Source organism: Streptomyces sp. NBC_00328 (assembly GCF_036139655.1).
Classification (GTDB): domain Bacteria; phylum Actinomycetota; class Actinomycetes; order Streptomycetales; family Streptomycetaceae; genus Streptomyces.
The window spans coordinates 6,411,752-6,437,993 of the sequence record NZ_CP108013.1; the positions used below are offsets into that span (position 1 = coordinate 6,411,752).

The following is a 26,242-nucleotide window of genomic DNA, read 5'->3' on the forward strand; positions in this document are numbered from 1 at the left end:
CGTACCCGGTGACCTGGCGACTCGTGTGAAGTGCCGCGACATGCGAGGGCAGTTGGGCGATCTGTGTTTGACTTGTCTCTCTGTGGGCATGTCGACAAAACGCTGAAGTGACCTAACTGGCTGCGGTATACCAGGTGTACCCAGTTTGCAGGTGGTGCGACGATGGACGTTATGGGGGACAAGGCAACTCTGTTGGATACAGGGCGGTTTGCGCAGTCTGCCGACTTTGAGCGGCCTGTGGATCTCACGCAGCCTTCCGACCGGGACGAGACCGGCGAGGCTGCCGAGGAAGCGCGCCGCTGGTCGGCCGCGGAAGCCGGCGACGTCGAGGCGATGAGCGTCCTCGGGGCCATGCTGCTGCGCCGCGGCGATCTCGACGCGGCCGAACCGCAGTTGCGCGCGGCCACCGCCGCGGGCGACCGTGCCGCCGCCAACAACCTGGGTGTCCTCCTCTATCAGCGTGGATATGCCGACGAGGCCGCCGGATGGTGGCGGATCGCCGCCGTGGCCGGCAGTGCCGCCGCCGCGCACGCGCTCGGCCGGCACCACCGCGAGCGCGGTGACGAGCCCGCCGCCGAGTACTGGCTGCGCCAGTCCGCCGAACAGGGGCACGCCCTGGGCGCGTACGCCCTCGCCGATCTGCTGGAGCATCGTAGCGACGTGGGTGCCGAGCAGTGGATGCGGGCCGCCGCGGAGCGCGGGCACCGCGAGGCCGCGTACCGGCTGGCGCGCGCACTCGACCGCAAGGCCCTGGACTCGGGCGAGGCCGTGGGCGACAACGGTGTCATCGGAGCCGCGGGACAGGCCGCCGAGCAGTGGTACCGGCAGGCCGCCGCGCGCGGACACCGCAGGGCCGCACTGCATCTCGGGGCGATCCTGGAGAAGCGCGGCGACCTGAAGGAGGCCGGGCGCTGGTATCTGACGTCCGCCAAGGACGGGGAGGCGCGCGCCGCGTGCGCCCTCGGATTCCTGCTGCGCGACGCCGGGGACCCCGACAGCGCCGCCGTCTGGTGGCTGCGGGCCGCGCAGGACGGGGACGGGAACGCCGCCAACGCGCTGGGCGCGCTGCACGCCGAGCGGGGTGAGACCCAGACCGCCGAGCGGTGGTACCGGGCTGCGATGGACGCGGGCGACGTGAACGGCGCGTACAACCTCGGGCTGCTCTGCGCCGAGCAGGGGCGGACCGCGCAGGCCGAGCAGTGGTACCGCAGGGCCGCGTACGCCGGTCACCGCGAGGCCGCCAACGCCCTGGCGATCCTGCTGCTCCAGGGCGGCGACGCGGCCGGGGCCGAGCCGTGGTTCTCCAAGGCCGCGGAGGCCGGGAGCGTGGACGCCGCGTTCAACCTCGGCATCCTGCACGCGGGACGCGCCACGGAGGGCGACGACGCCGCGGCGCTGCGGTGGTACGAGCGTGCCGCCGCCGCCGGACACACGGAGGCGGCGCTCCAGGTGGGCATCGCGCGGCTGAGGGAGGGCGACGAGCCGGCTGCCGAGCGGCATCTGCGGTGCGCCGCGGGAGGGGGCAGCGCGGAGGCCGCCTACCGGCTCGCCGCCGTGCTCGACGCCCGGCGGCCCCCGGCGCCCGCGCACGAACTCGGGGAGCCCGCGCAGGAGAAGAGCGAATGCGAGGAGTGGTACGAGCGGGCGGCGTCCCAGGGGCACCGGCGCGCGCAGGTGCGGGTCGGGATGCTGGCCGCCGCGCGGGGCGATGTGGTGGAGGCGGCGCGCTGGTACCGCGAGGCCGCCGAGGCCGGGTCGCGCAACGGCGCCTTCAACCTCGGGCTGCTGCTCGCCCGCGAGGGGAGCGAGCCGGAAGCGGCGCTGTGGTGGACTCGCGCGGCCGACGCGGGCCACGGGCGGGCGGCGCTCCGGCTGGCGCTCGTGTACGCGCGGCGCGGGGAGCTCGCCGAGGGGCAGCGCTGGGCCGACCGGGCCGTGTCGCTGGGGCCGGCGGAGGTGTCCGAGCGGGCGGCGCGGCTGCGGGACGCCTTGCGGGAGGAACTGTCCGCGTGAGGGGCGGCAGGGTGTCCGGACCGACCGGGCACCCTGCCGGGCCCCGTCGCCTGGGGAGCCGATCCGGGCGCGGGGCTGCCGGGGTGTCGGGGAGCGGGGCGCCGGGGGCCGGGGGACGACCGTCGGACCCCCTGTTCAACGGATTTGCGCGGGCCACGCTCTTGACGTACTGTTCAGTTCATCGACGCGGGGTGGAGCAGCTCGGTAGCTCGCTGGGCTCATAACCCAGAGGTCGCAGGTTCAAATCCTGTCCCCGCTACTGAAGGCCGAGGGCCGGAATCCGAAAGGGTTCCGGCCCTCGGTGCGTTTGCGGTCCCTGCGCGGAAACGCGACAGCGAACAGCGAACAGGAAACAGCCGACAGCGCGGGACAGGGAACGAAAAGCCCCGGCGCGCGTGGCGTGCCGGGGCTCGTATGCGTGTGTGGGCGTTCGCGTGCCTCTACGCCGCCATGGCCGCGCAGTCGGGGCAGACGCCGCGGTAGGTCACCTCGACGTTCGAGACGGTGAAGCCGAAGCGCTCCGAGTCGGGGAGATCGCCGAGCGGGTTGCCGATCGGATGGACGTCGCGGATCGCCCCGCACCGGGCGCACACCAGGTGGTGGTGCGGACGGTGCGCGTTCGGGTCGTAGCGCTTGGCGCGCTTGTCCGTGGCGACTTCCAGCACCTCGCCGAGCGAGACCAGCTCGCCCAGCGTGTTGTAGACGGTCGCCCGGGAGATCTCGGGCAGCTTGGCCACGGCGCGGGCGTGCACCTCGTCGGCCGTCAGGTGGACGTGGTCGCCGTCGAGGACCTCGGCCACGACACGTCGCTGCGCGGTCATACGCCATCCACGTCCGCGCAGGCGTTCCAACAGGTCACTCATACCGGTCAGCCTAACAGCAGGTTAACCAGATCCCGAATGAGTGTGATTTTAGATCTCGACCTGACTTGGACAGCATCCATCTCCGGGGTGAGTCCGGTGTGCCGGGTGTGGACGGCGGGCCTGAACCTCCGGGATCCGCCCGGGAGTTCAGGCCCGCCTGGGTGCCAGGACGGGATCCGCCGGTCCGTTCAGGTCCGCCGACGTGCTCGCGCCGGACCTGGCGGTCCGCTCAGGCCGGTACCTGCTGCCGGGCGGGCGCCCAGCAGCGGATGATGTCGCGGACCGAGACGATGCCCACCGGGCCGCTGCCGTCGAGCACGATCAGGTGCCGGAAGCCGCCGTGCGACATCGCGGCCGCGGCCTCCTCCAGGGTCCAGGTGGGCGCGGCGAAGACGACGTCGGTGGTGGTGTGGCTGCCGGCTGTCTCCGAGTCCGGGTTCTGGCCGTGGGCGAGGGAGTTGAGGATGTCGCGCTCGGTGAGGATGCCGAGGCCGGACGAGTCCTCGTCGAGGACCACGGCCGCGCCGACGCGGCGCGCGGACATCAGACGGGCCGACTGGCGGAGGGTGTGTGCCGGGCCGATGGTGAGGACCACCGTGCTCATGGCGTCGCGGACGAGCATGGGCTGGAGCCACCTCCTCGGTGAGCCGCAGGCTCCCCGGCTCCTCTACGGAGCGCAAAGAGAAGCGGTTCACAAGTTCACAAGTGGGGGAGCTCTCAGGGTCGCAGTTAAAGAGAGGGTCAACAAGGGGGCGCGTGCCGCGAGTTCGGGGGCGCCCGGGGTTGCTCAGCAGTCCCGGGGTCCGGCAGGGCTGCTCGGGCGCCCCGGGGGTACCGCCGGTTCGAGACACCTCCGGCGGAACGCGACAGCGTGCGGTGCCCCGAGGCGGCTCGTCTCGGGCGCGGCCCGTACGCCCGGGGCCGGCTCACTTGAGCGGGAGCTTCACGACCAGCCACCCCGTCCGCGCCGTCTTGTTCGTGATCTCCGTCTCCCGTGCAGGCTGATCTGCACCGAGTACGACGCCGAGCCGCCCGGTACTCCCCGTACGGGCAGCGGGAACACGCACCTCGCGGAGGTGTCGCAGGCGCCGCTTCCGAGCGACCCGGTCGCGACGACCCTGCCCGCCGCGTCGAAGACGGTCACCGGCGCCCCCTTGTCGAGGTCGCCGTACTCGTGAGTTCCGGCGCACGACCCCGAGGCTCCGGGAGCGCCCGCGACCTGGACCTGCCCCACCAGCGTGAACGCTTGGTCGTCCGCGGGTCCGGACAGATTCCACGCCGGCCCGACGGCATCGGCGCCGATCACGATCCCGGCGGTCAGCCAGAGAGTCCGGGCGCCGCGTGGCCGGAACCCTCGCACGGGACCGTCGGGTGCCGGCGACACGGTGGGCGGCGGAGCGGGCCGTTCGGCGAGTGCTTCCTCAGGCCTGTCCGCAGCACGACACCGACCGACGAACCGTGTGAGTCACAGTCACGGCACGGCCGCCGCCCGCCACTCAGTAGCGCTGGTTCAGATATCCGAGCATCTCGTCGTGGAGGAGGCCGTTCGACGCGGACGCGTTGCCGCTGTGCGGGCCGGGGCGTCCGTCGAGGCCGGTGAACGCGCCGCCGGCCTCGGTCACGATGATCGCGTTCGCCGCCATGTCCCAGAGCGACAGCTCGGGTTCGGCGCAGATGTCGACCGAGCCCTCGGCGACCATCATGTACGGCCAGAAGTCGCCGTAACCGCGGGTGCGCCAGACCGCCTTCGTGAGATCGAGGAAACCGTCCAGACGGCCCTGGTCCTCCCAGCCGGACAGCGAGGAGTACGCGAAGGACGCGTCGGCCATCCGCGAGACCTCGGACACCCGCAGACGGGACGCGGAGGACAGGCTGCGGCCGGTGAACGCGCCGTGCCCCTTCGCCGCCCACCAGCGACGGCCGAGCGCGGGGGCGGAGACGACGCCGACGACCGGCTGGTAGCCGCCCTCGCCCGCCTCCATCAGGGAGATCAGCGTGGCCCACACGGGCACACCGCGGACGTAGTTCTTGGTGCCGTCGATCGGGTCGATGACCCAGCGGCGGGGGCCCGTGCCCTCGATGCCGTACTCCTCGCCGAGGACCGCGTCGCGCGGCCTGGCCCGCTGGAGATGGCCGCGGATGAGTTCCTCGGCGGCCTTGTCCGCCTCGCTCACCGGTGTCATGTCCGGCTTGGTCTCGACCTTCAGGTCGAGCGCCTTGAAGCGGTCCATCGTCGCGGCGTCGGCGGCGTCCGCCAGGACATGGGCGAGGCGCAGGTCATCGCGGTAGTCGGGCATGGGTGAACCGTATCTGCCCGCGTCGTGACGGGGCTACACAGGACCGGCAGGTGATCCGCGGGCCCGGCCGCGGCGGCGCCCCGGCAGGAGAGCGGGCCCCGGGGCTCGTGCCCGGTCCGGGCGCGCACGGCTTCGGGTGCGCGCCCCACGGGGCCGCCGCGACCCCTTGACAGTGCTCCCGCACGCGTCAAACCTGGCTCCAGAGCCGCTCGCCCCGAGGAGGCGATGATGCCCGCAGCGCGCGAATCGCTCTTGGACGCCGCCTATACGGCACTCGCGCGCCGGCCGTGGTCCGCGGTGCGGATGGTCGATGTGGCCGCGGTGGCGGGAGTGTCACGCCAGACGCTGTACAACGAGTTCGGGAGCAAGGAAGGCCTGGCGCGCGCCCTCGTACGGCGGGAGGCCGACGCCTATCTCGCGGGTGTCGACCGGGCCCTGGCCGCTCACACGGACGCGCGGGACAGGCTGGCCGCGACCGCCGAGTGGACCACCTCGACGGCCCGCAGCAACGCGCTGGTGCGGGCGATGCTGACCGGAAGCTGGAGCGAGCGGCTGCCCTCGCCCGAGCTGTCCGCCGTGCCCTCGTCGTCCCCGGTGCCCGCGCAGCGGCGGGCCGACGGACCGCTGCCCTCGCCCGCCGACTTAGTGGTACTGGTCCGCGACCGCGTGGTCGCCGCGCTCGCCCTGTCCCGGGCGGACATCCCCGAGGTCACCCGGACCTGCGAACTGGTCACCCGGCTCGCGCTGTCGTGCGTCGTCGCGCCGCCCGCCCGGGGCGGTGCCGCGGAACTGGTCAGGACCGCGCTGGCGTCGTCCCACCGGCTCGGAGTCTGAGGGCGGGGACCTCGGGCCCAACTGCCGCCAGGGGGTGCGCACTCAGGGGGCGCGCACTCAAGGCGTACGTGCCCAGGTGCGCGTACTCAAGGACGCGTGCTCAGCGCGCCGACCCCGAGAGCTGGAGCCCGATGACACCGGCGATGACCAGGCTGATCGAGACGATCTTGAGGACCGAGACCAGGTCGTCGAGGAAGATCATGCCGTAGATGGCGGTGCCCGCCGCGCCGATGCCGGTCCACACCGCGTAGGCCGGACCGACGTCGAGCTTCTTCAGGGAAAGCGTCAGCAGCCCGAAGCTGCCGAGGGCGAAGACGCAGAAGGCCACGGTGGGCCAGAGTCTGGTGAAACCGTGGGAAAGCTTCAGACAGACGGCGAAGCCGGTTTCGAGCAGTCCCGCCACAACGACCAGCAGCCACGCCATGTCTTGTCCTCCCGCATCGCACGTCGACTGCCGGCCCGGCCCGGGTCGGTGCGATTATGCATTCACCGACCCGGAGAAGCCCTTACCGACCACGGGCACGCGCAAACACGGGGACGTCAGTCGCCCTCGCGGCGCTCGCGTGTGGACAGCAGCCGGCGCAGCGAGTACAGCCGCTGCGGGTCGGCGTGGCCGTCGGCCACCCACTGGTCGAGCGCGCAGTCCGGTTCGTCGTGGCTGCACGCCCGGGGGCAGCCCTCGGTGCCCGGTTCGAGATCGGGGAAGGCGTTGATGACCCGGGACGGATCGACGTGGTTCAGGCCGAAGGAACGGACACCCGGGGTGTCGACGAGCCAGCCTCCGGCGCTGCCCGCCAGCGGCAGGGCCAGTGCCGAGGTGGTCGTGTGCCGGCCGCGGCCCGTGACCGCGTTGACGTGACCGGTCGTGCGGCGCTGCTCGGGCGGCACCAGCGCGTTCACCAGGGTCGTCTTGCCGACGCCCGAGTGACCGACGAACGCCGTGATCTTGCCGTTCAGCTGTTCGCGCACACGGTCGGCGGCGGCTTCGCTGCGCAGTTCCTCGCGGCTGGTCACCACGTACGGGATGTCCAGCGCTCCGTACAGCTCCAGGAACTTGTCCGGCGGGGCCAGGTCCGACTTCGTGAGCACGAGGAGCGGGGTCAGGCCGCCGTCGAAGGCCGCCACCAGACAGCGGTCGATCAGCCGGGGGCGCGGCTCGGGGTCCGCGAGGGCGGTGACGATGGCGAGCTGGTCGGCGTTGGCGACGACCACGCGCTCGTACGGATCGTCGTCGTCGGCCGTGCGGCGCAGCACCGAGCCGCGCGGCGCGATGCGGACGATGCGGGCGAGGGTGTCCTTCTCGCCGGACAGGTCGCCGACGATGGCCACCCGGTCGCCGACGACGGCGGCCTTGCGGCCCAGTTCGCGTGCCTTCATGGCCACCACGGCGCGGCCCTCGACCAGACAGGTCAGCCGGCCGCGGTCGACCGTGAGGACCATGCCCTCGACGGCCTCCTCGTGTTTGGGGCGGATGTTCGTACGCGGACGGTTGCCCTTGCGGTTCGGGCGCTGGCGGATGTCGTCCTCGTCGGTGTTCTTGCCGTATCGGCGCATGATCCAGGTCCGCCCGTCAGTTCCCGAGCATCCCGGTCCACAGGTCGGGGAAGTCGGGCAGGGTCTTCGCCGTCGTCGCCACGTTCTCGATCTGGACGCCCCTCACCGCCAGCCCGATGATCGCGCCGGCCGTCGCCATGCGGTGGTCGTCGTACGTGTGGAAGATGCCGCCGTGCAGCCGGCGCGGCCGGATGTGCAGGCCGTCCGCGGTCTCGGTGACGTCGCCGCCGAGTTCGTTGATCTCCTTGGTGAGCGCGGCCAGCCGGTCCGTCTCGTGCAGCCGCAGATGGGCCACGCCCCGCAGCGTGGAGGGGGAGTCGGCGAGCGCCGCGACCGCGGCGATGCCCGGGGTGAGCTCACCGACCTCGCCCAGGTCCACGTCGATGCCGTGGATGGCACCCGAACCGGTGAACCGGAGCCCCGTCTCGGTCAGTTCGCAGGAACCACCCATCTCGGTGAAGATCTCCCGCAGCCGGTCACCGGGCTGGGTGGTGTGGGCCGGCCAGTCGGGGACGACGACCGTGCCGCCGGTCACCAGCGCCGCCGCCAGGAACGGCTGGGCGTTCGACAGGTCCGGCTCGATGATCAGGTCGCGGCCGAGCAGCGCGCCCGGCGTCACCCGCCACACGTTCGGCTCGCCGCCCGACTCCGGGGTGTCCACCTGGGCGCCGACCGCGCGCAGCATGTCGACGGTCATCCGGATGTGCGGCATGGACGGGAGGGTCGAGCCGGTGTGCCGGACCTCGACGCCCTGGTTGAAGCGCGGGGCGGAGAGCAGCAGGGCGGACACGAACTGGGAGGACGACGACGCGTCGATCTCCACCGGGCCGCCGTCCAGGGCGCCGCCGCCGTGCACCGTCAGCGGAAGAGCGCCGCGGCTGTCGTCGTCGATCCGGGCGCCGAGCAGGCGCAGCGCGTCGATCACGCCGTGCAGCGGACGCTCGTACGACCTCGGGTCGCCGTCGAAGCGGATGGGGCCGTCCGCGAGCGCGGCGACGGGGGGAAGGAAGCGCATGACGGTGCCGGCGTTGCCGACGTCGACCGTGGCCGGACCGCGCAGGCCCGAGGGGATGACCCGCCAGGCCTCGCCGGAGGAGTCCGGGCCCGCCGCGACCGTCGAGCTGGAGGCGACGGTCTCCTCGATGCCCACGCCCATCGCGCGCAGCGCGCCGGCCATCAGCAGGGTGTCGCGGGAACGCAGCGGGCGGCGCAGCCAGCCCGGCTCGGAGGCCAGCGCGGCCAGGACGAGAGCGCGGTTGGTGACCGACTTGGACCCCGGCACGTGAACCGTCGCGTCGACGGCTCCGCTTGCGTGCGGGGCTGGCCAGAGGGCGGTGTGGGCGGGGTTCACGGTCATGCGCCCCACTTTAGTGGCAGGGCGCCGGGCAGCCGCCGGTCCGTCACCGCCGGTGACGCCCGCCCGGGGGAGCCGGACAGAGGTGTCCCGGGAGCGTGGCGGACGGCCGCGGCGTGGCTCGGCGCCCTGTGAGCGGCGGCCCGCTGCTCACAGCCCCAGCAGCCAGCGCCCGCCGCCCATCAGCGAGCACAGCGACACGGCGTGGAAGAGGAACAGCCACAGCCCGGCCGGTACGTGCGTCAGCCGTGACAGCTGGTCCGCGTCGGAGTCGCCCGCGCCGCCCCGGGTCCGCTTCGCCTGGAGTTCGAAGGCCGGGCGGACGCCGCCGAGGAGCAGGAACCACACCACGGCGTACGCGAACGCGGCCTGCACCTGGGGTCCGGCGAGCCAGGACACCAGCAGGAAGGTGCCGCCGGTGAGGATCACGGTGAGCGCGCCGTACGCGTTGCGGATCATCACCAGCATGGCTATGAGCAGGGCCGTGGCCACCCACAGCAGCAGGGTGATGTGGCCCGCGCCGAGCAGCGCGGCGCCGCCGAGGCCGAGCAGCGGGGGAGCGGTGTAGCCGGCCGCCGCCGTGAGGATCATGCCGAGACCGGTCGGCTTGCCGCGGCTGACGGTCAGGCCGCTGGTGTCGGAGTGCAGCCGGATGCCGCTGAGGCTGCGCCCGGTGAGCAGGGCGACCAGACCGTGGCCGCCCTCGTGCGCGATGGTGATGGCGTTGCGGGAGACACGCCAGACGCCGTGCGGGACGATCGCCGCGAGGGCCGCGACCATGGTGGCGATCACCACCCACAGGTCGGGGTCCGGCTGGGTGCCGAAAACCTCGTCCCACAGGGAGCTGAGCGAGGCCAGCGAGGTGGATGCGGTGCTGTCCATTGTCGGCGGTGGCTCCCTTTCGTGGCGCGGAATCTGGCAGTGTTGCACGTATGTGCGGACGGTATGCAGCCAGTCGTGGACCCGAGGATCTCGCAGCAACCTTTGAGGTCGAGAAATGGGACGCGGAGGAGACTCTGGCGCCCGACTACAACGTGGCTCCGACGAAGGAGGTCTACGTCGTCCTCGACCGCCCTGTGAAGGACGCGGACAGCCCGGACCCGGTTCGCCAGCTGCGCAAACTCAAGTGGGGACTCGTCCCGTCCTGGGCCAAGACGCCCGAGGGCGCCGCCCGGATGATCAACGCGCGCGCGGAGACGGTGCACGAGAAGCCCTCGTACCGCCGTGCCTTCGCCACCCGGCGCTGCATCGTCCCCGCCGACGGCTACTACGAATGGGTCACCGGCACCGCCGAGCGCGAGCTGGAGGTCGAGGGCAGGAAGAAGCGGCCGCGCAAGCAGCCGTACTTCGTGACGCCCGCGGACGGCTCGGTCTTCGCGATGGCGGGACTGTACGAGTTCTGGCGCGACCGGACGCTGCCGGACGAGCATCCGCTGGCCTGGTGGACGACCTGCTCGGTCATCACGACCGAGGCGGAGACGGCACCGCTCGCGGTGGCCCCCGCCGAGGGCCCGCGGACGCTGGCCGACATCCACCCGCGGATGCCCCTGATGCTCACCCCCGACCGCTGGGACAGCTGGCTCGACCCGTCCCGCACGGACCCGGACGAACTGCGTGACCTGCTCGCGCCGCCGCCCACCGGGCTGATGCGCGCGTACCCCGTCTCCACCGCGGTCAGCAATGTCCGCAACAACGGGGCGGAGCTGCTGACGGAGCTGGAAGGGCCCGAGGAGGGCACACTCTTCTGACGTGACGAGGATCAGCGACGTGAGCGAGACCGTCGAGACGGACGCCGGCACGGCCCGGGTCACCTGGCACCGGGCGGCCGGGGCGCGGCTCGTCCTCGCCGCGAGCCACGGCGCGGGCGGCGGCATCGAGGCCCGGGACCTGCGGGCGCTCGCCGAGGTGCTGCCCGCCCACGGGGTGAGCGTCGCGCTCGTCGAGCAGCCCTGGCGGGTGGCCGGGAAGAAGGTGGCCCCCGCGCCGAGGACGCTGGACGTGGGATGGCGGGGCGTGTGGCCCGCGCTGTCCGGGCAGGGGTTGCCCGTGGTCTCCGGAGGCCGCAGCGCGGGCGCCCGCGTCGCGTGCAGGACCGCGGTGGAGCTGGGCGCAGCGGGAGTGCTGGCCCTGAGCTTTCCCCTGCACCCGCCGGGCAAGCCGGAGAAGTCCCGCGCCGCCGAGCTGCTCGGCGCCGGGGTGCCCGCACTCGTCGTACAGGGCGGCAACGATCCGTTCGGCAGGCCGGAGGAGTTCCCGCCGGGCTCGTACGAGCTGATCGAAGTGCCTTACGGCGATCACGGCTTCGCGGTCCCGAAGCGGGCCCCGCTCGCCCAGGATGAGGTGCTGAAGATCATCACGGACGGTGTCGTCGGGTGGGCCGCGTCACTCGGGTGACGGCCGGGAATGCAGAGTGACGGACTTCTGTTGTGCGGATCAGACAGCACACAGCGTGCTGCACCGTTCGTACGAGAGGAAGTCCGCCGCATGGGTTCGACCTTCTGCCCGAGCCGCAGCAGCCGCGCTGACCTGGACTGGACGGTGCTGCACGCGGGCAAGAACGCCCCGATTCGGGCGGCGGGCGGGCATGATGTTCGTCTATCCTCCGATTCCAGTGGGACCGGTCTCGGTCTCGCTACGTCGCTGGAGGAGGTGGGTCCGGTCACTGGGACCGACGCAGGGACCGAAAACGGCCAGGCGGAGCAGCCCGAGGGCCAGGGCACGAGCGACGCGACGGCGGAGACCTCCGCCGAGCGCACCGCGCGCTTCGAGCGGGACGCGCTCGAATTCCTCGACCAGATGTACTCGGCCGCCCTGCGCATGACGCGCAATCCGGCCGATGCCGAGGACCTGGTGCAGGAGACGTACGCCAAGGCGTACGCGTCCTTCCACCAGTTCCGTGAGGGCACGAACCTCAAGGCGTGGCTGTACCGCATTCTCACCAACACCTTCATCAACTCGTACCGCAAGAAGCAGCGCGAACCCCAGCGCAGCGCGGCCGAGGAGATCGAGGACTGGCAGCTGGCGCGCGCCGAGTCGCACATGTCGACCGGCCTTCGTTCCGCCGAGTCGCAGGCGCTGGACCACCTGCCCGACTCCGACGTCAAGGAAGCGCTGCAGGCGATCCCCGAGGAATTCCGCATCGCCGTCTATCTCGCGGATGTAGAGGGCTTTGCGTACAAGGAGATCGCGGACATCATGGGGACACCCATCGGTACGGTGATGTCCCGGCTGCACCGGGGCCGTCGCCAACTGCGCGGCATGCTGGAGGACTACGCCCGTGACCGTGGGCTGGTCCCCGCCGGCGCCGGAGAGTCGAACGAAGCGAAAGGCTCGGGCTCATGAGCTGCGGAGAGCCGCACGAGACGGATTGCAGTGAGGTACTCGATCATCTGTACGAGTTCCTCGATCATGAGATGCCCGACGCGGACTGCACCAAGTTCGAGGTCCACTTCGAAGAATGCTCCCCGTGCCTGGAGAAGTACGGCCTCGAGCAGGCCGTCAAGAAGCTGGTCAAGCGGTGCTGCGGCCATGACGACGTGCCGACCGATCTGCGGGCCAAGGTCATGGGCCGCATCGATCTGATCCGCTCAGGACAGACCGTGCCCGAGCACGACGTGACCGCGACGGCCCAGGAGTCCTGACCCCGGGCGGCCCTCCACCGCGAGGGCCACGCCCCGGCGACGGCCTCCCGGCCCTCCTTTTATCACCCGAACGTGCGAATCCGCGGGCCTGGAGCCCGCGGATTCGCACATACCCGTCCCCACTTCCTTTCTCCCGCCCTAGGCTCCGAGCCTGAGGCCGGGGGAGGTACGGGGGAGGTTCGGGGATGGGTTCGGTTCCGGCGTGGGCCCGTGCGTACGTGGCCGGTGTCGTTCTCCTGGCTCTCGCCTGCCTGGCTCCCCTGCCGCACCTGCGCGTCCCCTGGGAGATCGTCGCGCTGCTCGCCGTGCTGTACGCGGGCTGCGAGCGCGTCACACTGCCGCTCCGGCCGCACGGAGCCGGCGCACCCGGCGGCGACACCACCCAGGGGATGGGCGCCTTCCTCCCCGTCCTGCTGGCCGGGGCCTTTCTGCTGCCCGCGCCCGCAGCCGCCCTCGTCGCACTGCCCGGGGCGCTGCTCGCCCGGGTCGAACAGCGCCCGCGCGGCCCGCGCCGGATCTGGCGCGCGGCCCAGCTCGCCGTCGCCGTCTGGGCGGCCTCCCGGGTGTACGGGGCGCTCGGCGGCCGCGACGCGCTCGTCGCGCCCGATTTCCCCTACGCGCTCGTGCCCGCCGGAGCCGCGGTGCTCACGTTCAGCGCCGTGCTCACCGTCCTCGACGGCGGGATCCTCGCCCTGGCCGAGCGCGCTCCGGTGCGCGGTGCCTGGCACGGACTCTTCGCGCGGTCACTGGCACCGGCCGCCGTGCACGGCCTCGCCGGGCTGATGATGGCGGTGCTCTGGCGCAGCCCGTACGGCCCCGTCGCCGCGCTCCTCGTCCTGCTGCCGATGTACGTCTCCTGCTGGGTCTTCGCCCAGTACCACCGCGAACGGGCCGCCCACCAGGCCACCATCCGCGCCCTCGTCCAGGCCGTCGACATCAAGGACGGCTACACCCGCGGACACAGCGAGCGGGTCGGGCGGGCATCCGTGCTGATCGCCCGTGAGCTGGGCATGCACGACGAGCGCGTCGAGGTGCTCCGGTTCGCCGGCATCCTGCACGACGTCGGCAAACTCGGTGTCCCCACACGGCTGTTGCGCAAGGACGGACCGCTGACCCCCGAGGAGCGGCGGGTCATCGAACTGCATCCCGAGTACGGGCACGAGATGGTCCGCGGGATCGGGTTCCTCGGCGAGGCCCGCTCGGCGATCCTGCACCACCACGAGCGGCTGGACGGAAGCGGATATCCGTACGGGCTGGCGGGGCCGCAGATCCCGGAGTTCGCCCGGGTGGTGGCCGTCGCCGACGCGTTCGACGCCATGACGTCGACCCGGTCCTACCGCAGGGCCCGCCCGGTGCGCGCGGCCCTGGAGGAACTGGGGCGCTGCGCGGGGACGCAGTTCGACCCCCGGATGGTGGCGGCGCTGGTGCGGGCGCTCGACCGGCACGGCTGGCATCCCGCGGTGACCGCGGACACCGCCCCGGCCGTCGCACCCGGCATGCCGGCGTATCCGTCCGACACCCTCGGGCGGAGCGCGCCGTGAGCACCACCGCCCCGCGGCGCGAGGCCCCCGCCCGCCCACCCCGTCCCGCCCGTCCCGCGCCGGCCGGGAGGACCCCCGCCCTGCTCGCGGCGGTGCGCGCCCTCGCCCTTCTCCTCGCGCTCCTCGCCCTCGGCACCACCCTCTGGGAAGGACTCGACCAACGCGGCACGGCCCTGGCCTTCGGCCTGCTCATAGCCGTCGGCGAGCTCGCCCGGTGGAACGGGGCCGAGGAACGGGAGTCCGCGCCCCTCGGGGCCGCCGGAGCCCTCGCGTACGCGCTGCTCGGCGAGAACGCCGGGCACCGCACCGACCACGGTGTCCTCCAGGTCGTCGCCGTGGTCGTGGCGGCCGCACTGATCGGCTGCGTTCCGCACGTGGCACGGGGACAGGCGCCGACGCTCGACCATCTCTCCCGCCGCGTCCTGACCGTCACCTTCGCCGCCGTCTGCTTCCAACCCCTCTACGACCGGGGCAGGCTGCTGGAATGGGGCGGCTCGGCGCAGGCCCTGCTGCTGGTCGCGCTGCTGGTCCTGACCACCCTGTGGGACGCCGTGCTCGCGGCGGTGACGGCCCACGCGCGGACCCGGTGGCCGTTCGGGCCGCTGCTGCGCGACGAACTGCGGGCCACCCTCGGGATCGGTTCGGCGGTGTGCGCGACCGGGGCCGTGATGGCGCTCGCGGTCGCGGTGGTCGGACTGTGGGCCCTGCCCGTCTTCTCGCTGCCGCTGCTGCTCACCCAGCTCTCCTTCCGGCGCTACGCGGCCGTGCGGGTCACCTACCGGCAGACGATCGCGTCCCTCGCCCGCGCGACCGAGATCGCCGGGTACACACCGGCCGGTCACGCCCGGCGGGTGGCCGCCCTCAGCCGGGCCGTGGGCCGCGAGCTGGGCCTGTCCGAGCCCGGCCTCACCGTCCTGGAATACGCGGCGCTGATGCACGACATCGGGCAGCTCAGCCTGGTCGACCCGGTGCCGGCCGGCGCCACGGCCGCGCTTTCGGCGGCCGAGCAGCGGCGGATCGCGCTGCTCGGCGGCGCCGTCGTACGGCAGACCGGGGTGGAGGCCGAGGTCGCCGTCGTGGTGGAGCGGCAGGCGGACCCGTACCGGGAGCAGCCGGTCACCGCGCGCATCGTGCGGACCGTGAACGCATACGAGGAAATGGCCCGGGCAGCAGGGCCCACAGGTGCGCTGACCGCGCTGGAGAAGCTGCGGCTGGCCACCGCCCGCGACTACCAGCCGGAGGTCGTGGAGGCACTGGCCCGGGTCCTGTCCCGAGCCGGTCTGACCTTGCCCCGGGCTGGGTAACCCATGGGTAATGAGCGGCCGTCCGAAGGTACGTGGTTGGATGCGAGGGAGAGGGTGTCAGGGGGCGTGGGCCGGCCCGGGGCTGCACTGCCTCCCAGGGACTCTTCGAAGGACCGGCAGGCGGGTAACACCAGGAACTGGCAGGCGGGAATCGTGAGGATCTTCGGCAAGGGACGACACCGGCCCTCCGCCTCATGGCGGCAGGCCACCGACCGTGCGTTCACGCTGATCGGCGACGGCCGGTACGAGGACGCGGGAGCGCTGCTGACGCGTGCCGCGGACCTGGAGCCCTGGCTGTCCGAGTCCTGGTTCAACCTGGCTCTGCTGCACAAGTTCCGGCACGACTGGGAGCAGGCGCGGGCAGCGGGCCTGCGGGCCGTCGCCCTGCTCGACCGCGAGACCGGCGCACCCGACTGGTGGAATGTGGGCATCGCGGCCACCGCCCTGCAGGACTGGCCGCTGGCGCGGCGTTCCTGGCAGGCGTACGGGCTGCGGGTGCCCGGCGGTGCCGCCGTCTCGGGCGAGCCCGTGGGCATGGACCTCGGCAGCGCGGCGGTGAGGCTGTCGCCGGAGGGCGAGGCCGAGGTGGTGTGGGGGCGTCGGCTGGACCCCGCCCGTGTCGAGGTGCTGTCGATCCCGCTGCCGTCCTCCGGGCGCCGCTGGGGCGAGGTCGTTCTGCACGACGGTGTTCCGCACGGCGAGCGGACCACGGCCGCCGGGCACGCCTTCCCGGTCTTCGACGAGATCGAGCTGTGGGCGCCCTCGCCGGTGCCCACCTGGGTCGTCCTGCTCGAGGCGGCCACCGAGGACGACCGGGACGCGCTGGAGCGGCTCGCCGCCGACGCTGGCTTCGCCGCGGAGGACTGGTCCTCGTCCGTACGGCTGCTGTGCCGGATGTGCTCCGAGTCCCGGATGCCGTCCGACGAGGGCGACGAGGAACACCTCGACCCGCACGACCACAGCGAGCCGGGGCACCCGGGTCCGCTCGGCCACCGCACCGACGGGCAGCTGTGGGTGCCCGAGCGGGAGTGCGGGCTCGCGGCGCCGGCCTCGCTGGTGCGCGGCCTGCTCGACGGCTGGGTCGCCGACAGTCCGGACTCCCGTGACTGGCGGGATCTGGAAGAGGTCTGCTGAGCGCACCTTTAGGCTGTAGTCGCAGAAATCAAAGGTCTGAGGAAGGCGTACGTCGTCATGGCGCAGCAGGAAACCGATCAGCAGCACGTGGGCGTGCTCCCCGTGGACGACGACGGCTTCGTCATCGACACCGAGGACGCCGAGGAGCGCGAGACGGGCTACCGCGAGCGTGGCACCTCGCGCCCGATCACGGTGGTCGGGAACCCGGTGCTGCACAAGGAGTGCAAGGACGTCACCGAGTTCGGCGACGAGCTCGACCAGCTGGTCGCCGACATGTTCGCGAGCCAGCGCACCGCCGAGGGCGTGGGCCTGGCGGCCAATCAGATCGGCGTCGACCTGAAGGTCTTCGTCTACGACTGCCAGGACGACCAGGGCGTCCGGCACGTCGGCGTGGTCTGCAACCCGAAGCTGGTCGATCTGCCCGCCGACCAGCGTCAGTTGGACGAGAGCAACGAGGGCTGCCTGTCGGTGCCGACCGCCTACGCGCCGCTCGCCCGCCCCGACTACGCCGAGGTCACCGGGCAGGACGAGAAGGGCAACCCGGTCCGGGTGCGCGGTACGGGGTACTTCGCGCGCTGCCTCCAGCACGAGACGGACCACCTGTACGGGTACCTGTACATCGACCGGCTCTCCAAGCGCGACCGCAAGGACGCGCTGCGGCAGATGGCCGAGAACGAGCCTCGCTACGCGACCGTGGCGAACGGCTGAGCCTCGTCGCAGGGCGCCCCGCGCCGCTGTGACATAAATTGACCGGCGTGACGCACGGTCTCTTGTGGGTCCACTCGAACGGTGCTTGGACAGGTGATCGGCCTGACCAGGCACCGTTCGCATGTACGTCATATGTTCGATCCTTTGTGCTCCTTCAGTGATCCAGATTCAGTCACACAAGGGGAGATTCTCGGCATGGTCGCGTAGTCAGTGGGCCAAATCCGTTCCCAGAACGGTCAGTTGTGGTGCTGAATGGGAAGTGCGGGGATACGCAACGGCGCACGCCCGGCACAGCCGGAGGGGCGTGACGTCAACAGGCGGCTGAGAGGGGTTTGTTCGTGCGTGCTTTCTTATACGGCTCTTCATCGACAGTGCTTGCGGTACCACCGGCGCTCTCTCTCCCGGTGATCGAGTCCGAGTTTCCCCGTCGACTGCACCCGTATTGGCCGAGGCTTCAGGAGAACACCAGGACCTGGCTCCTCGAAAAGCGTCTGATGCCCGCGGACAAGGTCGAGGAGTATGCGGACGGCTTGTGCTACACGGACCTCATGGCGGGCTACTACCTAGGCGCTCCTGACGATGTCCTCCAGGCGATTGCGGACTACAGCGCGTGGTTCTTCGTCTGGGACGACCGGCACGACCGCGATGTCGTCCACGGCCGGGCGGGCGCCTGGCGGAAGCTCCGGTTCCGGCTTCATGCGGCCCTCGATGCCCCCAGGGACCACCTGCACCACAAGGACCCACTGGTCGCGGGGTTCGCGGACAGCATGGTGCGGTTGTACTCGTTCCTCGGCGAGGACTGGAACAAACGGTTCGCACTCCACTTCCACGCGGTGATCGACGCGTACGACAGGGAGTTCCGGAACCGGGCCTCCGGCACCATTCCCACGGTCGCGGAATACCTGGAACTCCGTCGGCTCACTTTCGCGCACGAGATCTGGACCGACCTTCTGGAAGCGAGCGCCGGCCGTGAACTCCCCGCCGAGGTGCGGTTGCATCCGGCATTCCAGCGGGCGGCATTGCTCAGTCAGGAATTCGCCGCCTGGTACAACGACCTCTGTTCGCTCCCCAAGGAAATAGCGGGCGACGAGGTCCACAATCTCGGAATCAGTCTCATTCATCATCAGGGGCTGACGCTCGAAGAAGCCGTCACCGAAGTGAGGCGGCGGGTCGAGGAATGCGTGGAACAATTCCTCGTCGCCGAGAAGGACGTTTCACGGCTCGCCGGATCACTCGCGGACGGTACGGCCCGGGGAAAAGAGACGAGCATCGCCGTCACGGCGTGCCTCGGAAACATGCGGAACTGGTTCAGCTCCGTGTACTGGTTCCACCACGAGTCGGGCCGGTACATGGTCGACAGCTGGGACGACCGCTCCACACCCCCGTACGTCAACAATGAAGCGGCAGGTGAGAAATGACCGTCGATGCGGTACGACCCGAGGTGCCCGAGGTGCGGGAGCTGTCCGTCCCGCCCCTCGCCGGAGGCGGGCTGCCCGTCCTCGGACACGGCTGGAAACTGGTCCGCGACCCGCTGGGCTTCCTCGCCCGGCTGCGCGACCACGGCGATGTCGTCCGGCTCAGGATGGGACCCAAGACGGTGTACGCCGTCACCACCCCCGCGCTCACCGGCGCGCTGGCGCTCAGTCCCGACTATGAGATCGGCGGCCCCCTGTGGGAGTCGCTCGAAGGCCTGCTGGGCAAGCAGGGTGTCGCCACGGCCAACGGGGCTCTGCACCGGCGCCAGCGCCGGACCATCCAGCCCGCGTTCCGGGCCGACATCATCCCCGAGTACGGCCCGATCATGGAGGAGGAGTCGAAGGCGTTCGCGGAGCGCTGGGAGAGCGGCGCGGCGGTCGACTGCACCTCCGAGTCGTTCCGCGTCGCGGTCCGTGTCGCCGCCCGCTGTCTGCTGCGCGGCCGGTTCATGGACGAGCGCGCCGAGCGGCTGAGCCTCGCGCTCACCACGGTGTTCCGGGGCATGTACCGCCGTATGGTCATACCCGCGGGGCCGCTCTACCGGCTCCCGCTTCCCTCGATACGCGCATTCGACCGCGCATTGGCCGATTTGCACGCGCTCGTCGACGAGATCATCGACGAGCGGCGGGCATCTGGTCAAAAGCCGAACGATTTGCTGACGGCATTGCTGGAGGCGAAGAACGACGACGGCGACCCGATAGACGAACAGGAGATCCACGACCAAGTCGTCGCGATCCTCACTCCCGGCAGTGAAACCATCGCCTCCACGATCATGTGGTTGCTTCAAGTCTTGACGGAACATCCGGAACAGGCGGACAAAGTGGCCGCAGAGGTCCGGTCCGTCGCGGGAGACCGGCCCGTCGGATTCGGTGACGTCCGGAAGCTGTCGCACACGAACAATGTCGTCGTCGAGGCGATGCGTTTACGCCCGGCCGTATGGATATTGACGCGGCGCGCGGTGGCCGAAACCGAGCTGGGCGGCTATCGCATTCCGGCCGGTGCCGACATCGTCTACAGCCCGTACGCGATCCAGCGCGACCCGCGTTCGTACGAGGAGCATCTGGATTTCGATCCCGACCGCTGGCTTCCGGAACGCTCCGGGGACATCCCGAAGTATGCGATGCGCCCCTTCAGCGTGGGCAACCGCAAGTGCCCGAGCGACCACTTCTCGATGGCGCTGCTCTCCCTGATCACCGCCACCGTGGCGTCCCGCTGGCGCTTCGAGCCGGTGTCCGGGTCCAGCGACGCGACCCGCGTCGGCATCACCCTGCGGCCCCACGACCTGCGGCTGAAGGCCCGGCCGCGCTAGGCCGGGCGTCGGCCGGTGTCCGGTCCGCACGTCCACCGGCGCATGTTCAGGCCGCCCTCGGGCCCCTGAACGTGCGCCGGTAAGCCTGCGGGGTCGTCCCCAGGCTCCGTACGAACTGATGGCGCAGCGCCGCCGCGTTGCCGAAGCCTGCGCGGCCCGCGATCGCGTCCATCGTCTCGTCCGTGGCCTCCAGCAACTCCTGTGCCAACAGCACCCGTTGACGCAGGATCCAGCGGTAGGGCGTGGTCCCGGTCTCCTGCTGGAAGCGGCGCGCGAAGGTGCGCGGCGCCATATGGGCGCGGGCCGCGAGCTGTTCGACGGTCGTCTCCTCGTCGAGGTGCCGCTGCATCCACACCAGCACCTCGCCGACCGTGTCGCACTGCGAACGGGGCAGGGGCCGCTCGATGTACTGGGCCTGCCCGCCGTCGCGGTGCGGCGGCACCACCATCCGGCGGGCGATGGTGTTGGCCACCTCGGGGCCCTGCTCCTTGCGGACGATGTGCAGACAGGCATCGATGCCGGCCGCGGTGCCGGCCGAGGTGATCACCGGGTCCTCGTCCACGTACAGGACGTCGGGCTCGATGATCGCCCGCGGATACTGCCGGGCCAGCTCGTCGACGTGCTGCCAGTGCACGGCGCAGCGCCTGCCGTCCAGGAGCCCGGCCGCGCCGAGCGCGAAGACCCCGGAGCAGACGCTGAGCACCCGGGCCCCGCGGTCCACCACACGGCGCAGCTCCGTGAGCAGTTCGGGCGGATAGCCGCGTACGGCGTAGGTGTCCCCGGCGGGCACGACCACCAGGTCGGCCTCTTCGAGCCGGTCGAGACCGTACGGAGTGGAGACCGTGAACCCGGGGACGTGGGTGCCGAGCGTCGGTCCTTCGGCGGACACGACCGCGAACTCGTAGACGGGCAAGCCCTCGTCGCTGCGGTCGAGGCCGAACACCTCGCAGACGACGCCGAGTTCGAAGGGATGCACGCCGTTGAGCAGGACGGCCGCCACGTTGTTCAGCATGCTGCCAGTGTGCCGTGGAAGTGGCAGTAATTCGAGGGTCTGCGGCAGTTCTGCCACTGACGGTAAGGAGTCATCGAAGCGACACTAGTGTCATGAATTCAGCGATGGACAACCTCGTCGGAATCCTGGCCGTTCTCGCGATCTTCACGGCCGTGGCGCTCCCCTCCCTGATCGGGCTCGCCCGCGAGCGGCGCGTGGACCGTCAGCTCAGGGCGGCCACCCACCCCCGCCAGGAGGCCGGGCGGCCGCCGCGCCCTCACTCCTTCGTCACCACCACCGTGACCGCCCACTCCTGAAGCCCGTTGCAGGAGACCCGGGCCGGATCACTCGGGCACATCGGCCGGGACGACGTCAGCCGGACCGTTCCCGGCGAGACCGCCTTGTAGGCGGCGGACGCGTCGCCCGGCTGGAGGACGATGCCGCTGTTGGTGGCCTCCAGACCGCTGCCGTCGGCCTTCACGGGTGCCCAGGGCCTGCGCGTGGTGCCGTCCAGGGAGACGCGTACGGTCTCGCCGGGCGCCAGACAGTACGTGTCGCCGGTGTCGGCGGCGCCGAGCTCCGCCTTCTCTGTGGCGCAGCCCCGGGGCGACCGGGAGGGTGACGTGGTGGGCGACGGCGACACGGTGCCGCTGCCGCCCGCGTCGCCTCCGCTCTGCGTGCCGCAGCCCGCGAGAAGCAGGGTCAGAGCGGTGAGGGCGATGATCCGGGTGTGGGTCGATCGACGCATGGGGTGGCCTCCTTGCGGGTTGGACGTGCCACCGGGGGATCAGGATCCATCTCGGCGTGTGACAGGGCCCCGGCCGCCATCGCGGCCGGGGCCCTGCCAGCTGTCACCCGGCCGCTGCGGCGGCACCGGCCACGACCGGGCCGCCGGAGGGCGGACGGTCAGAAGTCCTCGTCGAAGTCGACCGTGCCCTCCACCGCGACCTGGTACGCGGACGGCCGGCGCTCGAAGAAGTTGGTCAGCTCCTGGACACCCTGGAGCTCCATGAAGGAGAACGGGTTCTCCGAGCCGTACACCGGCGCGAAGCCCAGCCGCTGAAGGCGCTGGTCCGCCACGCATTCCAGGTACTGCCGCATCGAGTCGGTGTTCATGCCCGGCAGACCCTCGCCGCACAGGTCGCGGCCGAACTGCAGCTCCGCCTCGACGGCCTCGCGCAGCATGTCGGTCACCTGCTCCTGGAGCCGGTCGTCGAAGAGCTCCGGCTCCTCCTTGCGGACGGTGTCGACGACCTCGAAGGCGAAGCTCATGTGCATCGTCTCGTCGCGGAACACCCAGTTGGTGCCGGTCGCCAGGCCGTGCAGCAGACCCCGGCTGCGGAACCAGTAGACGTACGCGAAGGCCCCGTAGAAGAAGAGCCCCTCGATGCACGCGGCGAAGCAGATCAGGTTCAGCAGGAAGCGGCGGCGGTCGGCCTTGCTCTCCAGCCGGTCCAGCTTCTCCACCGAGTCCATCCACTTGAAGCAGAACTGCGCCTTCTCGCGGATGGAGGGGATGCTCTCGACGGCCGCGAAGGCCGCGGTGCGGTCCTCCGGGTCGGGCAGATAGGTGTCGAGCAGCGTCAGATAGAACTGGACGTGCACGGCCTCCTCGAAGAGCTGACGGCTCAGGTAGAGCCGCGCCTCGGGGGAGTTGATGTGCTTGTACAGCGTCAACACCAGGTTGTTCGACACGATCGAGTCGCCCGTCGCGAAGAACGCGACCAGCCGGCCGATCATGTGCTGCTCACCCGGCGTCAGCTTCGCGAGGTCGGCGACGTCCGAGTGGAGGTCGACCTCCTCGACGGTCCAGGTGTTCTTGATCGCGTCCCGGTAGCGCTCGTAGAAGTCCGGGTAGCGCATGGGACGGAGAGTCAGTTCGAAGCCCGGGTCGAGCAGGTTCTTCTCGGACGCGGCCTTCTCGGACGCGGCCTTCTCCGTGGTGGTGTCGCTCATTACTGGCAGGCCTCGCAGGACTCGGGGTTTTCCAGAGAGCAGGCGACGGCGTCGGGGTCGGCGACCTGCTGGACGGGGATGGTCTTCTCGGGCTGCGCCTGCGCCTGGGCCGCGCGGGCGATGCGCGTCGCCGGGCGGGAGCGCAGGTAGTACGTCGTCTTCAGGCCCGACTTCCAGGCGTAGGAGTACATCGAGGAGAGCTTGCCGATGGTCGGCGTCTCCAGGAACAGGTTCAGCGACTGGGCCTGGTCCAGGAACGGGGTCCGGGCGGCGGCCATGTCGATCAGGCCGCGCTGCGGGATCTCCCACGCCGTGCGGTACAGGTCGCGGACGTCCTGCGGGACCCAGGTGAAGCCCTGCACCGAGCCGCTGGACTCGCGCAGCGCCTCACGGGTCTGCGCGTCCCACACGCCGAGCTTCTTCAGCTCGGCCACCAGGTAGGAGTTGACCTGGAGGAACTCGCCGGAGAGCGTCTCGCGCTTGAACAGGTTCGACACCTGCGGCTCGATGCACTCGTACACGCCCGCGATGGACGCGATGGTCGCGGTCGGCGCGATGGCGAGGAGCAGCGAGTTGCGCATGCCGACCTCGGCGATCCGCTGCCGCAGGGCCGCCCAGCGCTCCGGCCAGTTCAGCTCGACGTCGAAGTGGTCCGGGTGCAGGACGCCACGGGCGGTACGGGTCTTCTCCCAGGCCGGGAGGGGGCCGTTGCGCTCGGCGAGGTCCGCGGACGCCTCGTAGGAGGCGAGCATGATGCGCTCGGCGATCCGGGTGGACAGCGCGCGGGCCTCGGGCGAGTCGAAGGGCAGCCGCAGCTTGAAGAAGACGTCCTGGAGGCCCATCGCGCCGAGGCCCACCGGACGCCACTTGGCGTTGGAGCGGCCCGCCTGCTCGGTCGGGTAGAAGTTGATGTCCACGACACGGTCGAGGAAGGTGACCGCGGTGCGCACGGTCTCGTCGAGGCGCTCCCAGTCGATGTCGTCACCGACGACGAACGCGCCCAGGTTGACCGAGCCCAGGTTGCAGACCGCCGTCTCCCCGTCGTCCGTGACCTCCAGGATCTCGGTGCACAGGTTCGAGGAGTGGACGGTGTGACCCGGCTCCGCCGTCTGGTTGGCGGTGCGGTTGGCGGCGTCCTTGAAGGTCATCCAGCCGTTGCCGGTCTGCGCGAGGGTGCGCATCATGCGGCCGTACAGGTCGCGGGCCGGGATGGTCTTCTTCGCGAGGCCCGCTTCCTCGGCCTTGCGGTACGCGGCGTCGAACTCGTCGCCCCACAGGTCGACCAGCTCCGGCACGTCGGCGGGGGAGAACAGCGACCAGACGCCGTCCTCGTTCACCCGGCGCATGAACTCGTCCGGGATCCAGTGCGCGAGGTTCAGGTTGTGCGTACGCCGGGCGTCCTCACCGGTGTTGTCGCGCAGCTCCAGGAACTCCTCGATGTCGGAGTGCCAGGTCTCCAGGTACACCGCGGCCGCGCCCTTGCGCCGGCCGCCCTGGTTCACCGCGGCGACCGAGGCGTCGAGCGTCTTGAGGAACGGGACGATGCCGTTGGAGTGCCCGTTGGTGCCGCGGATCAGCGAACCGCGCGAACGGATACGGGAGTACGAGAGGCCGATGCCGCCCGCGTGCTTCGACAGGCGTGCCACCTGGTGGTAGCGGTCGTAGATGGAGTCCAGCTCGTCCAGCGGGGAGTCGAGGAGGTAGCAGGACGACATCTGCGGGTGCCGCGTACCGGAGTTGAAGAGCGTGGGGGAGGAGGGGAGGTAGTCGAGGCGGCTCATCAGCCGGTAGAGCGCGGCGACTTCGTCCACCGAGCGGGCGGTGTCGTCCTCGGCGAGGCCGGAGGCCACCCGGAGCATGAAGTGCTGGGGCGTCTCGACGACCTTGCGGGTGATCGGGTGCCGCAGCAGATAGCGGCTGTGCAGCGTGCGCAGCCCGAAGTAGCCGAAACGGTCGTCGCCCTCGGAGTCGGTCAGCGCGTCGAGACGGGCCGTGTGCAGCCGGACGAACTCGGCCGTGCGGTCGGCGATCAGGCCCTCGCGGTGGCCGACGGCGACCGACTCGGAGAAGGTCGTGACGCCCTGGGAGGCGGCCTCCTCGGTGATGGTGATCGCCAGCAGACGGGCGGCCAGCCGGGAGTAGACGGGATCCTCGGAGATGAGACCCGCGGCCGCCTCGGTGGCCAGTTCGCGCAGCTCGGCCTCGTCGGCGCGGGCGGACCGGCCGCGCAGCGCCGCGGCGGCGACCCGGCCGGGGTCGGCGTCGGGGAGGTCGGCGGTGAGACCGGTCAGGGTCCGCAGCAGCGCGGTTCCGGGACCGTCGGTCTCCACCCGGGCCTGCTGCGCGGTCACTGAAGCCGGATCGGCTGGCGCGATGGTCACGTGGGGATCTCCCTGCTCGGCACGGGACCCGGCGGGCAGGAGCGGGGCACACGGGAGCGCTTCAGGGCAGCAGCGCACCACGCGTCCACCGGCCCATTCCGCGAGGCCCGGACGTCGTCGGCACCCGGGCCGGACGGCCGGGGCGCGCTGTCGGCAGGTCCTCGGACTGACACGAGAGCGGGCACGCGGACACGCGAACACGCACAAGTACACCGTTGCGGGACAGTTCCGGATTCGCACCGAATTCCCCTGCGGCGACAGCGACCTTGAGCATACATCTTGTGTCGGGCTTCGGGACTGCCCCCACATCTTGTGTCCGCTTGGTGCCGAAGAGCGCTACGGAGTGTGTCGGAGCGTCAACTCGTAAGTGAGCAGCCGGATGTCGTCGAGCTCCGGAAGCGGGTTCCAGTCGCGGTCGGGCGTGCGGGTGAAGCCCACGCGCTCGTAGAGGCGGTGGGCGCTGTGCATGCTGCCCTGGGTGGACAGCACCACACGCGTACAGCCGCCCTCCAGAGCCCGGGCCCGTCCGACACAGGAGCGTACGAGGGCCTCACCGGCACCCCGGCCGCGTGCCTCCCGGGCGACCGCGAGCATCCGGATCTCGGCCTCCCCGGCGCGCGCGAAGTCGGCCATGGGGCTGCCGTCCGTCACGAAGGTCACACTGCCGAGCACCCGCTCCCCGTCCACGGCGACCAGCACTTCGGCGACGGCCGCGCGCCCCGCGACGTCCCGCAGCTTTCCGAGGTAGGAGTCGCTCTCCCCGAAGTCGAGCAGTCCGTCGCCGAGATAGGCCTCGGCCGTGATCCCGGCCACCGTGGGGTACTCCTCGGGCCGCGCGGGCCGGATGGCGATGTCCATGCGGGTGAGTGTGCCCGACCGGCACGGC

General features: G+C 71.3%; 26 protein-coding genes, 1 tRNA gene and 1 riboswitch. Of the genes, 14 read left to right on the forward strand and 13 right to left on the reverse strand.

From position 1 onward, the window contains the following. The first annotated feature begins 162 nt into the window (after nucleotides 1–162). Both OG485_RS28225 and OG485_RS28230 read left to right on the forward strand, forming a co-directional pair. Nucleotides 163–2,013: a tetratricopeptide repeat protein gene (locus tag OG485_RS28225; protein WP_328671315.1), complete on the forward strand. Its 1,851-nt coding sequence runs from the start codon at nucleotides 163–165 to the stop codon at nucleotides 2,011–2,013. 185 nt (nucleotides 2,014–2,198) lie between these two features. Beyond that, nucleotides 2,199–2,272 (forward strand) — tRNA-Met (locus tag OG485_RS28230). A gap of 181 nt (nucleotides 2,273–2,453) precedes the next feature. Here the strand turns inward: OG485_RS28230 and OG485_RS28235 are convergent. From OG485_RS28235 to hisN, 4 genes are all read right to left on the reverse strand, one after another. After that, nucleotides 2,454–2,876: a Fur family transcriptional regulator gene (locus tag OG485_RS28235; protein ID WP_326785619.1), complete on the reverse strand. Its 423-nt coding sequence runs from the start codon at nucleotides 2,874–2,876 to the stop codon at nucleotides 2,454–2,456. A 229-nt stretch (nucleotides 2,877–3,105) separates the two neighbouring features. After that, nucleotides 3,106–3,498: a CBS domain-containing protein gene (locus OG485_RS28240; protein ID WP_326785618.1), complete on the reverse strand. Its 393-nt coding sequence runs from the start codon at nucleotides 3,496–3,498 to the stop codon at nucleotides 3,106–3,108. A 321-nt stretch (nucleotides 3,499–3,819) separates the two neighbouring features. Then, nucleotides 3,820–4,182, reverse strand: coding sequence for a hypothetical protein (locus OG485_RS28245; RefSeq protein WP_328671316.1), 363 nt, complete (start codon nucleotides 4,180–4,182; stop codon nucleotides 3,820–3,822). A 190-nt stretch (nucleotides 4,183–4,372) separates the two neighbouring features. Continuing rightward, nucleotides 4,373–5,173, reverse strand: coding sequence for a histidinol-phosphatase (gene hisN, locus OG485_RS28250; RefSeq protein ID WP_326785616.1), 801 nt, complete (start codon nucleotides 5,171–5,173; stop codon nucleotides 4,373–4,375). A gap of 225 nt (nucleotides 5,174–5,398) precedes the next feature. Here hisN and OG485_RS28255 point away from each other — a divergent pair, with 225 nt between their 5' ends. After that, a complete protein-coding gene (locus OG485_RS28255) occupies nucleotides 5,399–6,007 on the forward strand; it encodes a TetR/AcrR family transcriptional regulator (RefSeq protein ID WP_328671317.1) in 609 nt (202 codons plus the stop codon). A 100-nt stretch (nucleotides 6,008–6,107) separates the two neighbouring features. Here the strand turns inward: OG485_RS28255 and OG485_RS28260 are convergent, their stop codons facing one another. The 4 genes from OG485_RS28260 to OG485_RS28275 form a co-directional block, all read right to left on the reverse strand. Continuing rightward, nucleotides 6,108–6,431, reverse strand: a complete 324-nt coding sequence (locus OG485_RS28260) for a DMT family transporter (protein ID WP_326785614.1) — start codon at nucleotides 6,429–6,431, stop codon at nucleotides 6,108–6,110. A 116-nt stretch (nucleotides 6,432–6,547) separates the two neighbouring features. Beyond that, complete coding sequence (gene rsgA / locus OG485_RS28265; protein ID WP_328671318.1) at nucleotides 6,548–7,561, reverse strand: ribosome small subunit-dependent GTPase A; 1,014 nt, start codon at nucleotides 7,559–7,561, stop codon at nucleotides 6,548–6,550. A gap of 16 nt (nucleotides 7,562–7,577) precedes the next feature. After that, nucleotides 7,578–8,918, reverse strand: a complete 1,341-nt coding sequence (gene aroA, locus OG485_RS28270; protein ID WP_328671319.1) for a 3-phosphoshikimate 1-carboxyvinyltransferase — start codon at nucleotides 8,916–8,918, stop codon at nucleotides 7,578–7,580. A gap of 147 nt (nucleotides 8,919–9,065) precedes the next feature. Further along, nucleotides 9,066–9,797 carry a M50 family metallopeptidase gene (locus OG485_RS28275; protein WP_326785611.1) on the reverse strand — a complete coding sequence of 244 codons (732 nt, stop codon included), beginning with the start codon at nucleotides 9,795–9,797 and terminating at the stop codon, nucleotides 9,066–9,068. A gap of 50 nt (nucleotides 9,798–9,847) precedes the next feature. Here OG485_RS28275 and OG485_RS28280 point away from each other — a divergent pair, with 50 nt between their 5' ends. The 10 genes from OG485_RS28280 (at nucleotide 9,848) to OG485_RS28325 (ending at nucleotide 20,028) form a co-directional block, all read left to right on the forward strand. Continuing rightward, nucleotides 9,848–10,663, forward strand: coding sequence for an SOS response-associated peptidase (locus tag OG485_RS28280; protein ID WP_328671320.1), 816 nt, complete (start codon nucleotides 9,848–9,850; stop codon nucleotides 10,661–10,663). Between the two features lie 19 nt (nucleotides 10,664–10,682). Then, complete coding sequence (locus OG485_RS28285; RefSeq protein ID WP_328671321.1) at nucleotides 10,683–11,309, forward strand: alpha/beta hydrolase family protein; 627 nt, start codon at nucleotides 10,683–10,685, stop codon at nucleotides 11,307–11,309. Between the two features lie 255 nt (nucleotides 11,310–11,564). Then, entirely contained in the window at nucleotides 11,565–12,257 is a 693-nt protein-coding gene (sigR, locus tag OG485_RS28290; RefSeq protein WP_326790805.1) for an RNA polymerase sigma factor SigR, read from the forward strand. Then, nucleotides 12,254–12,556 carry a mycothiol system anti-sigma-R factor gene (gene rsrA, locus OG485_RS28295; RefSeq protein ID WP_103548068.1) on the forward strand — a complete coding sequence of 101 codons (303 nt, stop codon included), beginning with the start codon at nucleotides 12,254–12,256 and terminating at the stop codon, nucleotides 12,554–12,556. The genes sigR and rsrA overlap by 4 nt, the downstream gene beginning before the upstream one ends. Before the next feature lie 185 nt (nucleotides 12,557–12,741). Further along, nucleotides 12,742–14,097, forward strand: coding sequence for an HD-GYP domain-containing protein (locus tag OG485_RS28300; RefSeq protein WP_328671322.1), 1,356 nt, complete (start codon nucleotides 12,742–12,744; stop codon nucleotides 14,095–14,097). An 80-nt stretch (nucleotides 14,098–14,177) separates the two neighbouring features. Further along, nucleotides 14,178–15,401: a metal-dependent phosphohydrolase gene (locus tag OG485_RS28305; protein WP_443048946.1), complete on the forward strand. Its 1,224-nt coding sequence runs from the start codon at nucleotides 14,178–14,180 to the stop codon at nucleotides 15,399–15,401. Nucleotides 15,402–15,554: 153 nt separating this feature from the next. After that, nucleotides 15,555–16,535, forward strand: coding sequence for a tetratricopeptide repeat protein (locus OG485_RS28310; RefSeq protein WP_328671323.1), 981 nt, complete (start codon nucleotides 15,555–15,557; stop codon nucleotides 16,533–16,535). Between the two features lie 57 nt (nucleotides 16,536–16,592). Beyond that, nucleotides 16,593–17,243: a peptide deformylase gene (gene def / locus OG485_RS28315; protein WP_328671324.1), complete on the forward strand. Its 651-nt coding sequence runs from the start codon at nucleotides 16,593–16,595 to the stop codon at nucleotides 17,241–17,243. Between the two features lie 338 nt (nucleotides 17,244–17,581). Continuing rightward, nucleotides 17,582–18,661 carry an epi-isozizaene synthase gene (gene cyc1 / locus OG485_RS28320; protein WP_328671325.1) on the forward strand — a complete coding sequence of 360 codons (1,080 nt, stop codon included), beginning with the start codon at nucleotides 17,582–17,584 and terminating at the stop codon, nucleotides 18,659–18,661. After that, nucleotides 18,658–20,028 (forward strand): bifunctional albaflavenone monooxygenase/terpene synthase, encoded by a 1,371-nt coding sequence (locus tag OG485_RS28325; protein ID WP_328671326.1) that lies wholly within the window; start codon nucleotides 18,658–18,660, stop codon nucleotides 20,026–20,028. Before cyc1 ends, OG485_RS28325 begins: the two co-directional genes overlap by 4 nt. A gap of 46 nt (nucleotides 20,029–20,074) precedes the next feature. Here OG485_RS28325 and OG485_RS28330 read toward each other — a convergent pair whose 3' ends face one another. Then, nucleotides 20,075–21,040: a helix-turn-helix domain-containing protein gene (locus OG485_RS28330; RefSeq protein WP_328671327.1), complete on the reverse strand. Its 966-nt coding sequence runs from the start codon at nucleotides 21,038–21,040 to the stop codon at nucleotides 20,075–20,077. 92 nt (nucleotides 21,041–21,132) lie between these two features. Here OG485_RS28330 and OG485_RS28335 point away from each other — a divergent pair, with 92 nt between their 5' ends. Beyond that, nucleotides 21,133–21,336: a hypothetical protein gene (locus tag OG485_RS28335; RefSeq protein ID WP_328671328.1), complete on the forward strand. Its 204-nt coding sequence runs from the start codon at nucleotides 21,133–21,135 to the stop codon at nucleotides 21,334–21,336. On the opposite strand, the gene OG485_RS28340 is transcribed toward OG485_RS28335, so the two are convergent. From OG485_RS28340 to OG485_RS28355, 4 genes are all read right to left on the reverse strand, one after another. Next, nucleotides 21,297–21,767, reverse strand: a complete 471-nt coding sequence (locus OG485_RS28340; protein ID WP_328671329.1) for a hypothetical protein — start codon at nucleotides 21,765–21,767, stop codon at nucleotides 21,297–21,299. The two genes, OG485_RS28335 and OG485_RS28340, sit on opposite strands and share 40 nt — an antisense overlap. 158 nt (nucleotides 21,768–21,925) lie before the next feature. Then, nucleotides 21,926–22,975, reverse strand: a complete 1,050-nt coding sequence (locus OG485_RS28345) for a ribonucleotide-diphosphate reductase subunit beta (protein ID WP_328671330.1) — start codon at nucleotides 22,973–22,975, stop codon at nucleotides 21,926–21,928. After that, the gene (locus OG485_RS28350; protein WP_328671331.1) at nucleotides 22,975–25,356 is read right to left on the reverse strand and encodes a ribonucleoside-diphosphate reductase subunit alpha; all 2,382 of its coding nucleotides are present in this window, start codon (nucleotides 25,354–25,356) and stop codon (nucleotides 22,975–22,977) included. Before OG485_RS28350 ends, OG485_RS28345 begins: the two co-directional genes overlap by 1 nt. 135 nt (nucleotides 25,357–25,491) lie before the next feature. Next, a riboswitch (cobalamin riboswitch) is annotated at nucleotides 25,492–25,640 on the reverse strand. A 52-nt stretch (nucleotides 25,641–25,692) separates the two neighbouring features. Then, complete coding sequence (locus OG485_RS28355; protein WP_328671332.1) at nucleotides 25,693–26,214, reverse strand: GNAT family N-acetyltransferase; 522 nt, start codon at nucleotides 26,212–26,214, stop codon at nucleotides 25,693–25,695. Nucleotides 26,215–26,242 lie beyond the last annotated feature (28 nt).

Bases quoted from the DNA above. Each gene is read 5' to 3' on its own strand.
- rsgA (WP_328671318.1), bottom strand. From the start codon at position 7,561: ATGCGCCGATACGGCAAGAACACCGACGAGGACGACATCCGCCAGCGC.
- OG485_RS28300 (WP_328671322.1), top strand. From the start codon at position 12,742: ATGGGTTCGGTTCCGGCGTGGGCCCGTGCGTACGTGGCCGGTGTCGTT.
- aroA (WP_328671319.1), bottom strand. From the start codon at position 8,918: ATGACCGTGAACCCCGCCCACACCGCCCTCTGGCCAGCCCCGCACGCA.
- OG485_RS28240 (WP_326785618.1), bottom strand. From the start codon at position 3,498: ATGCTCGTCCGCGACGCCATGAGCACGGTGGTCCTCACCATCGGCCCG.
- hisN (WP_326785616.1), bottom strand. From the start codon at position 5,173: ATGCCCGACTACCGCGATGACCTGCGCCTCGCCCATGTCCTGGCGGAC.
- OG485_RS28255 (WP_328671317.1), top strand. From the start codon at position 5,399: ATGATGCCCGCAGCGCGCGAATCGCTCTTGGACGCCGCCTATACGGCA.
- OG485_RS28335 (WP_328671328.1), top strand. From the start codon at position 21,133: ATGAATTCAGCGATGGACAACCTCGTCGGAATCCTGGCCGTTCTCGCG.
- OG485_RS28355 (WP_328671332.1), bottom strand. From the start codon at position 26,214: ATGGACATCGCCATCCGGCCCGCGCGGCCCGAGGAGTACCCCACGGTG.
- OG485_RS28340 (WP_328671329.1), bottom strand. From the start codon at position 21,767: ATGCGTCGATCGACCCACACCCGGATCATCGCCCTCACCGCTCTGACC.
- OG485_RS28275 (WP_326785611.1), bottom strand. From the start codon at position 9,797: ATGGACAGCACCGCATCCACCTCGCTGGCCTCGCTCAGCTCCCTGTGG.
- OG485_RS28260 (WP_326785614.1), bottom strand. From the start codon at position 6,431: ATGGCGTGGCTGCTGGTCGTTGTGGCGGGACTGCTCGAAACCGGCTTC.
- OG485_RS28325 (WP_328671326.1), top strand. From the start codon at position 18,658: ATGACCGTCGATGCGGTACGACCCGAGGTGCCCGAGGTGCGGGAGCTG.
- OG485_RS28235 (WP_326785619.1), bottom strand. From the start codon at position 2,876: ATGAGTGACCTGTTGGAACGCCTGCGCGGACGTGGATGGCGTATGACC.
- rsrA (WP_103548068.1), top strand. From the start codon at position 12,254: ATGAGCTGCGGAGAGCCGCACGAGACGGATTGCAGTGAGGTACTCGAT.
- OG485_RS28330 (WP_328671327.1), bottom strand. From the start codon at position 21,040: ATGCTGAACAACGTGGCGGCCGTCCTGCTCAACGGCGTGCATCCCTTC.
- OG485_RS28225 (WP_328671315.1), top strand. From the start codon at position 163: ATGGACGTTATGGGGGACAAGGCAACTCTGTTGGATACAGGGCGGTTT.
- OG485_RS28280 (WP_328671320.1), top strand. From the start codon at position 9,848: ATGTGCGGACGGTATGCAGCCAGTCGTGGACCCGAGGATCTCGCAGCA.
- def (WP_328671324.1), top strand. From the start codon at position 16,593: ATGGCGCAGCAGGAAACCGATCAGCAGCACGTGGGCGTGCTCCCCGTG.
- OG485_RS28345 (WP_328671330.1), bottom strand. From the start codon at position 22,975: ATGAGCGACACCACCACGGAGAAGGCCGCGTCCGAGAAGGCCGCGTCC.